The organism is Gemmobacter aquatilis, from assembly GCF_900110025.1.
GTDB lineage: Bacteria > Pseudomonadota > Alphaproteobacteria > Rhodobacterales > Rhodobacteraceae > Gemmobacter > Gemmobacter aquatilis.
The window spans coordinates 284,282-297,182 of sequence record NZ_FOCE01000004.1; the positions used below are offsets into that span (position 1 = coordinate 284,282).

The window sequence follows — 12,901 nt, forward strand, 5'->3', positions numbered from 1 at the left end:
CGGAGAATTGGCATGGCAGTGCAAAGCGGCAAGGATTTGCTGATCAAGATCGACCTGAATGGCAGTCTTCAGTTCGAGACCATCGCGGGGCTGCGCGCCTCGCGCATCAGTTTCAACGCGGAAACGGTGGATGTGACCAGCCTGGAAAGCCAGGGCGGCTGGCGCGAATTGCTGGCGGGGGCGGGGGTGCGGTCGGCCTCGATCTCCGGCTCGGGGGTGTTCCGCGATGCGAATACCGATGAACGCGCGCGGCAGATCTTCTTTGACGGGGAAGTGCCGAATTTTCAGGTGATCATCCCGGATTTCGGCGTGGTGGAGGGGCCGTTCCAGATCACCGCGATCGAATATGCGGGCAGCCATAATGGCGAGGCGACCTATGAGCTGACGCTGGCCTCGGCCGGGGCGCTGACCTTTACGGCGCTGTGATGGCGAACCCTTGGGCGGGGGAGGTGGCGCTGGTGCTGAACGGCCAGCGCCATGTGGCGAAGCTGACGTTGGGCGCGCTGGCGGAACTGGAGGCGGCGCTGGAGGCGGGCACGCTGATCGAATTGGTCGAGCGGTTCGAGGGCGGGCGGTTTTCCAGCCGCGATGTGCTGGCGCTGGTGGTGGCGGGGCTGCGCGGCGGTGGCTGGCAGGGCACGGCGGCGGATCTGCGGACGGTGGAGATTGCCGGCGGGCCGGTGGCGGCGGCACGGGCGGCGGCGGAACTGCTGGCGCGGGCCTTCGCGCTGCCGGGCGAGACATGAGCGGGATCGACTGGCCGGGCCTGCTGCGGGTGGGGCTGCACGGGCTGCGGCTGAGCCCGGAGGCGTTCTGGCGGCTGAGCCCGGTGGAACTGCGGATCATGCTGGGGGCGGAACGCGCCGCCCCGGCCCTGACGCGGGCGCGGCTGGACGAGCTGGCGGCGGCGTTTCCCGATGTGAGACAGGAGAGGGGCGATGGCGGATATCGAGACCCTGCAAGAGCAGGTGACAGCGCTTGAGGCGACGCTGGGCAGTGCCAGCGGCATGGTGGGCGCGTTCGAGGGCGAGTTGAGCCGGATGCGCGACAGCCTGGCCTATACCGGGCGTGAGGTGAACCAGTTGAGCACGGGCATCGGCGGCGGTTTGCGGCGCGCCTTTGACGGGCTGGTGTTCGACGGGGCGCGGCTGTCGGATGTGCTGAAGAGCGTGGCGCAGAGCATGGTCAGCACGCTGTATGGTGTGGCGATGAAGCCGGTGCAGAATGCGCTGGGCGGGCTGGTGGCGGAAGGCATCAACGGGCTGTTGGGCGGCATGGCCTTTGCCAAGGGCGGCGCGTTTTCGCAAGGCCGGGTGATGCCCTTTGCCAAGGGGGGCGTGGTGTCGCAGCCGGTGCGCTTTCCGATGCGCGGCGCGACCGGGCTGATGGGCGAGGCGGGGCCGGAGGCGATCATGCCGCTGACCCGCGGCGCCGACGGGCGGCTGGGCGTGCAGGCGGCGGGGGGCGGGCGCCCGGTCAACATCGTGATGAACATCCAGACGCCCGATGTGGCGGGGTTTCAGCGCAGCCAGAGCCAGATCGCGGCGCAGGCGGCGCGGGCCATGGCGCGTGGTCAGCGCAACAGGTGAGGTAAGGTTATGGGATTTCACGAAATTCGCTTTCCCGCCAATCTGAGCTTTGGCTCGGTCGGCGGGCCGGAGCGGCGCACGGAAATCGTGACGCTGGCCAACGGGTTCGAGGAGCGCAACACGCCCTGGGACCATTCGCGCCGCCGCTATGACGCGGGCGTGGGGCTGCGGTCGCTGGATGATGTGGAGCGGTTGATCGCGTTTTTCGAGGCGCGGCGCGGGCAGGTTTACGGGTTCCGCTGGAAGGACTGGTCGGATTTCAAATCCTGCCCGGCGTCGAAAACCGTGACGGCGGTGGATCAGATCATCGGCACGGGGGATGGAAAGACCGTCAGTTTCGGGCTGGTGAAAACCTATCGTTCAGGCGGGGCGGAGTATGTGCGGCCCATCGTCAAGCCGGTGGCGGGCAGCGTGAAAGTGGCCATCGCGCGGGATGACAAGGTGGAGGGGCTGGAGTTCACCGTCGATCCGGCGACGGGGGTGGTGACGTTTTCCACGCCGCCCGACACCGGCACGGTGGTTTCGGCGGGTTTCGAATTCGATGTGCCGGTGCGGTTTGACACGGATCGCATCCAGACCTCGGTCGCGTCGTTTCAGGCGGGCGATGTGCCGACGGTGCCGGTGGTGGAGGTGCGGGTCTGATGGGCAGTGCCGAGCTTTACGCGCATCTGGCGACGGGGACGACAACGGTGTGCCGCGCCTGGGCGGTGCGGCGCAGCGATGGGGTGGTGCTGGGGTTCACCGACCATGACCGGGGGTTCAGTTTCGACGGGATCACCTTCAAGGCGGACACCGGGATGACGGCGCGGGCCTTGCAGCAATCGACCGGGCTTTCGGTGGACAACAGTCAGGCGATGGGCGCGCTGTCTGATGCCGCGATCCGCGAGGCGGATATTCTGGCGGGCCGCTATGACGGGGCCGAGGTGACGGCCTGGCTGGTCAATTGGGCCGATGTGGGCCAGCGGGTGATGCAGTTCCGGGGATCTCTGGGCGAGATCACCTGGGCGGGCGGCGCGTTCGAGGCGGAATTGCGCGGGCTGGCCGAGGTGCTCAATCAGGTGCAGGGGCGGGTGTATCATCGCAATTGTGGCGCGCTTCTGGGCGATGCGGGCTGCGGTTTCGATCTGGAGACGCCGGGCTATGTGATGGAGCGCGCGGCCGAGGATGTGGCGGGGCGGCAGGTGTTCCGCTTTGCGGCGGCGGGCGGGTTCGAGGATCGCTGGTTCGAGCGCGGGCGGTTGTTGGTGCAAAGCGGGGCGGCGGCGGGGTTGCTGGGGCTGGTGAAGCGCGACCGGCGGCTGGCGAACGGCGGGCGCGAGGTGGAGTTGTGGGAGCGGTTGGGCGCGGATGTCGCCCCCGGCGATCTGTTGCGGCTGGAGGCGGGCTGCGACAAGCGGGCGGTGACCTGTCGCGCGAAGTTCAACAATTTCCTGAATTTCCGGGGCTTTCCGCATATTCCGGGCGAGGATTGGCTGGCGTCTTTCCCGTCTTCGGGCACGGTCAATGATGGCGGGAGCCTGAAGGGATGAGCGGCGCGCGGATCGTGGCAGAGGCGCGGGGCTGGATCGGCACGCCCTATCTGCATCAATGTTCGGTCAAGGGGGCGGGCAGCGATTGTCTGGGCCTGTTGCGCGGCATCTGGCGGGTGGTGATCGGGCCGGAGCCGGAAGCCGTGCCTGCCTATACGCAGGACTGGGACGAACCCGCCCGGCAGGAGGTACTGCTGGCCGCCGCGCTGCGCTGGCTGGTGGCCAAGCCGCTGGAGGCAGCGGCGCCGGGCGATGTGCTGCTGTTCCGCATGCGGGATGGCGCGGTGGCCAAGCATCTGGGTATCGCGGGGCGGACCGGCGCGCAGGCGTCTTTCATCCATGCCTATACCGGGCATGGGGTGATCGAAAGCCCGCTGTCCGCCCCTTGGGCGCGCCGCATCGTGGCGCGATTTGCATTTCCTGAAGGAGCGCTGTGAATGGCGACGCTACTGCTTTCTGCCGCCGGGGCGGCGCTTGGGTCGGGGTTTGGCGGCACGGTGCTGGGGCTTTCGGGCGCGGTGCTGGGGCGGGCCGCGGGGGCCACGCTGGGCCGGGTGATCGACCAGCGGCTGCTGGGCGCCGGGTCGGAGGCGGTGGAGATGGGCCGGGTGGAGCGGTTCCGGCTGATGGGCGCCTCGGAAGGGGCGGCGGTGGCGCAGGTGTTTGGCCGCGCGCGGGTGGCGGGGCAGGTGATCTGGGCCACGCGGTTTCAGGAAACCGCCAGCAAGACCGGCGGCGGCAAGGGGGCCTCGCGCCCGAAAACCACCAGCTATACCTATTCGGTCAGCCTTGCTTTGGCGCTGTGTGCCGGGGTCATCAACGGCATCGGGCGGATCTGGGCGGATGGGGTGGAGATTCGCCCCGCCGATCTGAACCTGCGCATCTATAGCGGGGCCGAGGATCAACTGCCCGACCCGAAGATCGAGGCGGTGGAGGGGGCGGGGCTGGCGCCCGCCTATCGTGGCATCGCCTATGTGGTGATCGAGGATCTGGATCTGGGGGCTTTCGGCAACCGGGTGCCGCAGCTTTCGTTCGAGGTGGTGCGCCCGGCGCAGGGGGGGCACGGGCTGACCAGCCTGTCGGAGGCGGTGCGCGCGGTGGCGTTGATTCCGGGGACGGGGGAATATGCGCTGGCGACGACCAAGGTGCATTATGCCGATGGCGATGCGGCGGTGCTGTCGGCCAATGCCAATTCATCCTCTGGCAGAAGCGATTTCGACACGTCGATGGACCAGTTGGAGGTCGAACTGCCGCAGGTGGGGGCGGTGTCGCTGGTGGTTTCGTGGTTCGGCAGCGATCTGCGCTGCGGCACTTGTCTGGTGCAGCCGAAGGTGGAACAGGCGCAGCTTGAGGCCAAGGGGATGGATTGGCGCGCAGGCGGCATCGCGCGCGAGGCTGCGGCAGAGGTGGCGCGGGTGGACGGGCGGCAGGTTTACGGCGGCACCCCGGCGGATGGCGCGGTGATCGAGGCGATCCGCGCGCTGAAGCAGCGCGGCAAGGAGGTGATGTTCTATCCCTTCCTTCTGATGGAGCAGTTGGCGGACAACGGATTGGCGGACCCCTGGACGGGGGCGGCGGATCAGCCGGTTCTGCCCTGGCGCGGGCGGATCACGCTGGATCAGGCGCCGGGCCGGTCGGGCAGCAGCGACCGCACGGCGGCGGCAGAGGCCGAGGTTGCGGCGTTTTTTGGCACGGCGGCACCGGGGGATTTTGCGCTGGATGGCGAGCAGGTGACCTATTCCGGCCCGGCGGAGTGGCGCTATCGCCGCTTCATCCTGCATTACGCGCATCTGTGTGCGGCGGCGGGCGGGGTGGAGGCTTTCTGCATCGGGTCGGAAATGCGCGGGCTGACCCAGATCCGGGGGGCGGGCGACAGCTTTCCGACGGTGGCGGCGCTGCGGCAGTTGGCGGGCGAGGTGCGGGCCATTCTGGGGGCGGGCACCCAGATCAGCTATGCCGCCGACTGGTCGGAATATTTCGGCTATCATGTGGATGGGAATGTGTATTTCCACCTCGACCCGCTTTGGGCCGACCCCGATGTCGATTTCGTGGGGATCGACAATTACATGCCGCTGGCCGATTGGCGCGAGGGCGAGGATCATGCGGATGCGGGCTGGGGCAGCATTTATGACCTTGGCTATCTGCAGTCCAACATCGAGGGCGGCGAGGGGTTTGCCTGGTATTACGACAGTGCCGACGCGGTTGCGGCGCAGCGGCGCGTGCCGATCACCGACGGGGCGCATGGTGAGCCTTGGGTGTTTCGCTACAAGGACATCCGAAGCTGGTGGGGCGCGGCGCATCACGAGCGGATTGATGGGGTGCGCAGCGCGGTGCCGACGGATTGGGTGCCGGGGTCGAAACCGATCCGCTTCACCGAATATGGTTGTGCGGCGATCGACAAGGGGGCGAACGAGCCCAACAAGTTTCTCGACCCGAAATCCTCGGAATCCGTGCTGCCGCGCTTTTCCAGCGGGCGGCGCGATGATCTGATGCAGATGCAATACCTGCGGGCGATGCGCGACTATTGGGGCGACCCGGCGAGGAATCCGCAGGCCGCGCTGTATGACGGGCGTATGATCGACATGGCCCGCGCCCATGTCTGGGCCTGGGATGCGCGGCCCTTCCCCACCTTTCCCAACCGCACGGGGTTGTGGAGCGATGGTGACAATTACGCGCGGGGCCATTGGCTGAACGGGCGGGTGAGCGGGCAGGTTCTGGCGGCGGTGGTGGCCGAGATCTGCGCGCGGGCCGGGCTTTCGGCGTTTTCGGTGGCGGATCTGCGTGGCGTGGTGCGCGGCTATGACCTGGCCGATCTGGGCACGGCGCGGGCGGCCTTGCAGCCGCTGATGCTGGCCTATGGGTTCGACGCGGTGGAGCGTGAGGGGGTCTTGCAGTTCCGCATGCGCGACGGGCGGGTGACGCAGCAGATCAACGATGACGATCTGGCGCTGTCTGCCGATCTGGAAGGGCGGATCGAGACGCGCCGCGCCCCCGAGGCGGAAACCGTGGGCCGGGTGCTGGTGGGCCATATCGAGGCGGAGGGTGATTTCGCGCTGCGTCAGGCCGAGGCGCAGTTTCCCGGTGATGCCGAGCCGGGCGTGTCGCAATCCGATCTGGCGCTGGTGCTGACCGGGGCCGAGGGCGTGGCGGTGGCCGAACGCTGGCTGGCCGAAGCACGGGTCGGGCGCGATACGGCGCGGTTGGCGCTGCCGCAATCGCTGGCGCATCTGGGGGCGGGGGATGTGCTGGGCTATGCCGGGAACCGCTATCGGATCGACCGGGTGGAGCAGGGCGATCTGCGCCTGATCGACGCGGTGCGCACCGAAGCCGGGGTATTCCAGCCGTCGGATTACGCGGAAGACCGGGTGGGCATGCCCGAGGTGGCGGCGGAACTGCCGGTCTATCCGGTGTTTCTGGACCTGCCGCTGATCACGGGCGACGAGGTGCCCCATGCGCCGCATGTCGCGGTGGCGGCGCGGCCTTGGCCGGGGCCGGTGGCGGTCTGGTCGGCGCCGGAGGATGCGGGCTATACGCTGAACCGGACGGTGCAGGCGCCTGCCACGCTGGGGCGCACGCAGACGGTGCTGGCGGCGGCGCCGATGGGGCGCTGGGATCGCGGCCCGGCGCTGCGGGTGAAGCTGGGCAGCGGGCAACTCGCCTCGGCCAGCGAAGTGGCGGTGCTGAACGGCGCCAATGCCATGGCGATCGGCAATCCCGCCGCAGGCGATTGGGAGGTCTTCCAGTTCTGCGAGGCGGTGCTGGTCGGCCCCGCGACCTATGAGCTGTCGTTGCGGTTGCGCGGCCAGCTTGGCACCGATGGGGTGATGCCTGCCGAATGGCCCATCGGATCACAGGTCGTGTTGCTGGATGGGGCGCCCCAGCAACTGACGCTGCCCTTGTCGGCGCGCGGGTTGGCGCGGCATTTCCGGGTGGGGCGGGCCAGCCGCAGCTATGATGACCAGTTGGTCAGCCATGCGGTGAAGACCTTTTCAGGCGTTGGCTTGCGGCCCTATGCCCCGGTGCATCTGCGGCTGCTGATGCAGGGGGGCGCGGTGCAGGCCAGTTGGCTGCGGCGCACGCGGATTGATGGCGACAGTTGGGAATCGGTCGATGTGCCGCTGGGCGAGGAGCGCGAGCGCTATGTGCTGCGCGTGCTGTCTGGGGTGATGCTGCTGCGCGAGGCTGTGGTTGAGACCCCCGGCTGGACCTATACCGCCGCGATGCAGGGTGCAGATGGGGCGGGGGGCGAAATCACCGTCACGGTGGCGCAGATCTCGGCCAGTTTCGGGCCGGGGCCTGCGGCTGCGGCAAGCATTGCGCTGTGATCCGCCATGCGGCGAGTGTTGATCGGCGATCTGATGGCGGCGGCGCGGCTGATCGCGCCGCTGCCCGCCTGCGACCGCCGCCCGGTTCTGCGGCGACTGCTGGCCGAGACCCATGCCGCGCATCTTTACGCCAAGCGGTTTGGCAGGCCGCATCGGCTCTGGGGCAATGGCAGTTTGATGGCGCGGGCCATGGCGATCCAGACTGATCCCGTTCCGCCTTGGGGCGGGCCGTTGCGGGCGGCCCTGGCCGAGGTGATCGCCGCCTTGCAGGAGCGGGATCACTTCAACCATTCTTGAACTGGCGCAGTTCGGGCCAATCTGCGATAATGTTCTCCAAGACCCTGCGAACGGAGTGCGGATATGCCCGAAATCAAGCACAAGCTGAGCCAGTTTGACCCTGTATGGTCGCGGGTCTGCGAAGAGGCCGTGGCGGCGATTGCGGTGGAGCCGCTGCTGGGCGGGCTCGTCCATTCCAGCCTGCTGCACCATCCGACGATGGAACGTGCGCTGGCCTATCGGTTTTCGCTGAAACTCGCCTCGGGCGAGATGAGTGAACAGATCCTGCGCGAAATCGCCGATGAGGCCTATGCCAGCGACCCCGAACTGGGGCAGGCGGCGCGGGCCGATCTGATGGCGGTGTTTGACCGTGATCCGGCCTGCCACCGCTATCTGCAGCCGATTCTGTTCTTCAAGGGCTATCAGGCGGTGCAGGCCTACCGCGTGGGGCATTGGCTCTGGACGCAGGGGCGCATTGATCTGGCCTATTTCGTGCAGATGCGCGTGTCCGAGGTGTTCGGGGTGGATATTCACCCGGCGGCGAAGATCGGCAAGGGGCTGATGATCGACCATGCCCATTCCATCGTGATCGGCGAAACTGCCGTGGTGGGTGACAATGTGTCGATGCTGCATTCGGTGACGCTGGGCGGCACCGGCAAGGAAGATGGCGACCGGCATCCGAAGATCGGCAATGGCGTGCTGATCGGGGCGGGGGCCAAGGTGCTGGGCAATATCCATATCGGCAACTGCTCGCGCATCGCGGCGGGATCGGTGGTGTTGCAGGACGTGCCGCCTTGCACCACCGTGGCCGGGGTTCCGGCGAAGGTGGTCGGGGAAGCGGGCTGTCCGCAGCCCGCGGTGATGATGGATCAGGTGATCAAAGGCTGCAACTGAGCCGCCAGACATGAAAAAGGCCCGGAGGGAACTCCGGGCCTTTTTCGTTGTGCAGGTGTGGCTCAGGCCAGCATCATCATCGGGTTTTCAAGGTTCTCGATGATCGCCTTGAGGAACTCTGCCCCCAGCGCGCCGTCGATCACCCGGTGATCCACCGAAAGCGTCATGCTCATCATCGTGGCCACGACGATCTCGCCCGCCTTGTTCACCACCGGCTTCTTCACGCCCGCGCCCACGGCCAGAATCGAGCCATGCGGCGGGTTGATGACCGCATCAAAGTTCTCGATCCCCATCATCCCGAGGTTCGAAATCGCAAAGCTGCCGCCCTGATATTCATGCGGCGCCAGCTTCTTGGTTTTCGCGCGGGTGGCGAGATCTTTCATCTCGGCCGACAGGGCCGAGAGCGATTTCTTGTCGGCATCGCGCAGCACCGGGGTGAACAGCCCGCCGTCAATCGCCACGGCCACCGCCACATCCGAAGGCTTCAGCTTCAGCATCCGGTCACCGGCCCAGACGGCATTGGCCGCCGGAACCTTTTGCAGCGCCAGCGCGCAGGCCTTGATGATGAAGTCGTTGACCGACAGCTTCACGCCCCGCCCTTCGAGCGATTTGTTGAGCTGCTCGCGGAAGGCCATCAGCGTATCCAGCTGCACGTCGCGGCGCAGGTAGAAATGCGGGATGGTCTGTTTCGCCTCGGTCAGACGGGCCGCAATGGTGCGGCGCATCCCGTCCAGCGGCACTTCTTCATAGGCGCGGTCGGCATACATCTTCAGCACGGTTTCGGTGGACGGGCCGGTGGGCATTGCGCCCGCCGCCGACTTCGCCGCCGGGGCCGGGGCGGCTGCGACCGGCGTAGAAGCAACCGCTGCCACCGGGGCGGGGGCCGGGGCCGCAACCGCGCCTTCGACATCCGCCTTCACGATCCGCCCATGCGGGCCCGATCCCTTGACCTGCGTCAGATCCAGCCCTTTTTCCGCCGCGATGCGACGGGCCAGCGGCGAGGCGAAGACGCGGGCGCCGCCCGCAGCTACCGGCGCTGCCGGGGCAGGGGCTGCTACTGCAGCGGGTGCCGCCGCAGCAGGGGCTGCGACCGGGGCCGCTGCCGCAACCGGGGCCGCTACGGCGGCATCGGCGCTTTCACCGTCTTCCAGCAGCACGGCGATGGGAGCGTTGACCTTCACCCCCGCCGTGCCTTCGGCGATCAGGATCTTGCCGATCACGCCTTCATCAACGGCCTCGAACTCCATCGTGGCCTTGTCGGTCTCGATCTCGGCGAGGATCTGGCCGGATTTGACCGCATCCCCTTCTTTCACGAGCCATTTCGCCAGCGTGCCCTCTTCCATCGTGGGCGAGAGCGCGGGCATCAGGATTTGAATTGCCATGTCACACCTCAGCGATAGCAGACGGATTTGACCGCTTCGACCACTTCGGCGGTCGTCAGCAGCGCGAGCTTTTCAAGATTGGCCGCATAGGGCATCGGCACATCCTTGCCCGCGCAGTTGATCACCGGCGCATCCAGATAGTCGAAGGCGCGCTGCATGATCGTGGCCGAGATGTGGTTGCCGATGGAGCAGACCGGGAAGCCCTCTTCCACCGTGATGCAGCGATTGGTCTTCATCACCGAGGCCAGAACCGTGTCGTAATCAATCGGGCGCAGGGTGCGCAGGTCGATCACCTCGGCGCTGATGCCGTCCTTGGCCAGAATATCCGCCGCTTCCAGCGCATAGGTCATGCCGATGCCGAAGGAGACGATGGTGACATCGCTGCCTTCCCGCCAGATGCGGGCCTTGCCGAAGGGGATGGTGAAATCTTCCAGCACTGGCACTTCGAACGAGCGCCCGTAGAGGATTTCGTTTTCAAGGAACACAACCGGGTTCGGGTCACGGATTGCCTGTTTCAGCAGACCCTTCGCATCCGCCGCCGAATAGGGCATCACGACTTTCAGGCCGGGCACCTGGGCATACCAGGCGGCGTAATCGTGGCTGTGCTGCGCGCCCACGCGGGCGGCGGCGCCATTGGCACCCCGGAACACGATCGGCGCGCCCATCTGGCCGCCCGACATATAGTTGGTCTTCGCTGCCGAGTTGATCAGATGGTCAATCGCCTGCATGGCGAAGTTGAAGGTCATGAACTCCACAATCGGGTTCAGCCCGCCCCACGAGGCGCCGACGGCCAGACCGGCAAAGCCGTGTTCGGTGATCGGCGTGTCGATCACGCGCTTGGGCCCGAATTCGTCCAGCAGGCCCTGGCTGATCTTGTAGGCGCCCTGATATTCGCCCACTTCCTCGCCCATCAGGAAGACGCCGGGGTTGGCCCGCATCTCTTCCGCCATGGCTTCGCGCAGCGCTTCGCGCACGGTCATCTGCTTCATCGGCGTGCCTTCCGGCCAGTCGGCCGAGGCTTTGGACACGACTTCGACCGGGGCTTTCGCCACCGCAGCCGGGGCCGCCACAGGGGCCGCCGCCACCGGGGCGGGGGCCGCAGCTACGGCTGCAGGGGCCGGGGCATCGGCGCTTTCGCCCTCTTCCACCAGCACGGCAATCGGCGTGTTGACCTTCACGCCCGCAGTGCCTTCCGCGACCAGCAGCTTGCCGATGATCCCCTCATCGACCGCCTCGAATTCCATCGTTGCCTTGTCGGTTTCGATCTCGGCCAGGATCTGGCCGGATTTCACCACGTCGCCCTCTTTCACCAGCCATTTGGCCAGCGTGCCTTCTTCCATGGTCGGAGAAAGCGCGGGCATCAGAACTTGGGTTGCCATTCGTGTTTTCCCCCTCAGGCGTAAATATCGGTCCAGAGCTCTTCGACAGGCGGCTCCGGGCTTTCTTTCGAGAATTCCGCGGCCTCGTTCACGATGGCCTTGATGTCCTTGTCGATCGCCTTCAGCTCTTCGTCCGAGGCCAGCCCGCCCTGCAGCAGCAGGTCGCGGACATGTTCGATGGCATCCTTTTCGGATTTCATCTTCTCGACCTCTTCGCGGGTGCGGTATTTCGCCGGGTCCGACATCGAATGGCCGCGATAGCGATAGGTCATCATTTCAAGGATATAGGGGCCTTCGCCCGCGCGGCAGGTGGCCACGGCCTTTTCGGCGGCGGCCTTCACCGCCAGCACATCCATGCCATCCACCGCTTCGCCCTTGATGCCGTAGGCGGCGCCGCGTTCCCACAGCGAGGGGGATTTGGTCGAACGCTTGACGCTGGTGCCCATGGCATACTGGTTGTTCTCGATCACGAAGATCACCGGCAGGTTCCACAGCTCGGCCATGTTGTAGGTCTCGTAAACCTGCCCCTGGTTCGCCGCCCCATCGCCGAAATAGGCGAAGGTCACATTGTCATTGCCCAGATACTTGTCGGCAAAGGCCAGACCCGCGCCCAGCGGCACCTGTGCGCCCACGATCCCGTGGCCGCCGTAGAAATGGCGCTCCTTCGAGAACATGTGCATGGAGCCGCCTTTACCCTTGGAATAGCCGCCGATGCGGCCGGTCAGTTCGGCCATCACGCCCTTCGGGTCCATGCCGCAGGCCAGCATATGCCCGTGGTCACGATACGAGGTGATGCGCTTGTCACCCTCTTTCGTCGCGGCCTCCAGCCCCACGACCACGGCTTCCTGCCCGATATACAGGTGGCAGAAGCCGCCGATCAGGCCCATGCCGTAAAGTTGGCCCGCCTTTTCCTCGAACCGACGGATCAGCAGCATTTCCCGGTAAAACTTGAGAAGTTCCTCTTTCGAGACATTCGGTCTCTCCGGTGCCTTCTTGGTGGCCATGCGGCTTCCCTCCCGATTTGGCAAAGTAGTTCAATATTAAACTATCTGCATCATAACGGAAAAATAAGGTCGCGCAAGCAAATCCCTCGCCGCACCGCAGCGTTGCCGCCCGGCGTTTCCCCCTCAACCTGACAGAAATATGCTGGGGCCACCACAGGGCGCCATCGGTTCAAGCCCGATCAGCGGCGGGCCGCGCCCCGGTCCGCCCGGCGGTCAGCGGATGACGATCTCGTCGGCGCGGATATAGCCCAGCACGTCGCGCACCTGTTCGTCCAGCAGGTCAAGGTCCAGATAGCCATCCGACAGGCGCAAGGTGCGGTTCTGCAATTCCGCCAGTTCGATCTGTAGCCGATCCCGCTCGGCGCGCAGCGCCTCGGCCTCGGCATTGATCTGGATGCGACGGAACAGCCCGTAATCGCCCTGCACGGCGGCAAAGGTGAAATAGCTGCCCAGCGCGAAGGCCAGGCCGAAAATCATCAGGCTGCCGATATTGGGGCGTGTGCTGCTCATGGTCTCTTGGTCT

Annotated in this window: 14 protein-coding genes; 10 read left to right on the top strand and 4 right to left on the bottom strand. The window is 66.4% G+C overall.

Going from position 1 to position 12,901, the window contains the following annotated elements; all coding sequences use genetic code 11:
- Positions 1-12 precede the first annotated feature (12 nt).
- From BMX43_RS09800 to cysE, 10 genes are all read left to right on the top strand, one after another.
- Positions 13-426 carry a phage major tail protein, TP901-1 family gene (locus BMX43_RS09800; protein ID WP_091300801.1) on the top strand — a complete coding sequence of 138 codons (414 nt, stop codon included), beginning with the start codon at positions 13-15 and terminating at the stop codon, positions 424-426.
- A complete protein-coding gene (locus tag BMX43_RS09805) occupies positions 426-746 on the top strand; it encodes a gene transfer agent family protein (protein ID WP_091300802.1) in 321 nt (106 codons plus the stop codon). Before BMX43_RS09800 ends, BMX43_RS09805 begins: the two co-directional genes overlap by 1 nt.
- Positions 743-982, top strand: a complete 240-nt coding sequence (locus BMX43_RS09810) for a rcc01693 family protein (RefSeq protein ID WP_091300909.1) — start codon at positions 743-745, stop codon at positions 980-982. The genes BMX43_RS09805 and BMX43_RS09810 overlap by 4 nt, the downstream gene beginning before the upstream one ends.
- Positions 939-1,589: a phage tail tape measure protein gene (locus BMX43_RS09815; RefSeq protein WP_091300804.1), complete on the top strand. Its 651-nt coding sequence runs from the start codon at positions 939-941 to the stop codon at positions 1,587-1,589. The genes BMX43_RS09810 and BMX43_RS09815 overlap by 44 nt, the downstream gene beginning before the upstream one ends.
- Positions 1,590-1,598: 9 nt before the next feature.
- Positions 1,599-2,231: a DUF2460 domain-containing protein gene (locus BMX43_RS09820; RefSeq protein WP_091300806.1), complete on the top strand. Its 633-nt coding sequence runs from the start codon at positions 1,599-1,601 to the stop codon at positions 2,229-2,231.
- Positions 2,231-3,118, top strand: coding sequence for a DUF2163 domain-containing protein (locus BMX43_RS09825; RefSeq protein WP_091300808.1), 888 nt, complete (start codon positions 2,231-2,233; stop codon positions 3,116-3,118). The genes BMX43_RS09820 and BMX43_RS09825 overlap by 1 nt, the downstream gene beginning before the upstream one ends.
- Positions 3,115-3,555: a C40 family peptidase gene (locus BMX43_RS09830; protein ID WP_091300810.1), complete on the top strand. Its 441-nt coding sequence runs from the start codon at positions 3,115-3,117 to the stop codon at positions 3,553-3,555. The genes BMX43_RS09825 and BMX43_RS09830 overlap by 4 nt, the downstream gene beginning before the upstream one ends.
- Positions 3,556-7,443, top strand: coding sequence for a baseplate multidomain protein megatron (locus tag BMX43_RS09835; RefSeq protein ID WP_091300811.1), 3,888 nt, complete (start codon positions 3,556-3,558; stop codon positions 7,441-7,443).
- Positions 7,444-7,449: 6 nt separating this feature from the next.
- Positions 7,450-7,740, top strand: a complete 291-nt coding sequence (locus tag BMX43_RS09840) for a DUF7742 family protein (RefSeq protein WP_139201558.1) — start codon at positions 7,450-7,452, stop codon at positions 7,738-7,740.
- Between the two features lie 63 nt (positions 7,741-7,803).
- Positions 7,804-8,613, top strand: coding sequence for a serine O-acetyltransferase (cysE, locus tag BMX43_RS09845; RefSeq protein ID WP_091300815.1), 810 nt, complete (start codon positions 7,804-7,806; stop codon positions 8,611-8,613).
- Positions 8,614-8,675: 62 nt separating this feature from the next.
- On the opposite strand, the gene BMX43_RS09850 is transcribed toward cysE, so the two are convergent.
- The 4 genes from BMX43_RS09850 to BMX43_RS09865 form a co-directional block, all read right to left on the bottom strand.
- On the bottom strand, positions 8,676-9,995 hold the full coding sequence (locus tag BMX43_RS09850) for a pyruvate dehydrogenase complex dihydrolipoamide acetyltransferase (RefSeq protein WP_091300817.1): 1,320 nt from the start codon (positions 9,993-9,995) through the stop codon (positions 8,676-8,678).
- Between the two features lie 8 nt (positions 9,996-10,003).
- Positions 10,004-11,374 (bottom strand): pyruvate dehydrogenase complex E1 component subunit beta, encoded by a 1,371-nt coding sequence (locus BMX43_RS09855; RefSeq protein ID WP_091300819.1) that lies wholly within the window; start codon positions 11,372-11,374, stop codon positions 10,004-10,006.
- Between the two features lie 14 nt (positions 11,375-11,388).
- Complete coding sequence (gene pdhA, locus BMX43_RS09860; protein WP_091300821.1) at positions 11,389-12,378, bottom strand: pyruvate dehydrogenase (acetyl-transferring) E1 component subunit alpha; 990 nt, start codon at positions 12,376-12,378, stop codon at positions 11,389-11,391.
- 213 nt (positions 12,379-12,591) lie between these two features.
- Positions 12,592-12,888 carry an FtsB family cell division protein gene (locus tag BMX43_RS09865; RefSeq protein ID WP_091300822.1) on the bottom strand — a complete coding sequence of 99 codons (297 nt, stop codon included), beginning with the start codon at positions 12,886-12,888 and terminating at the stop codon, positions 12,592-12,594.
- Between the last annotated feature and the right edge of the window lie 13 nt (positions 12,889-12,901).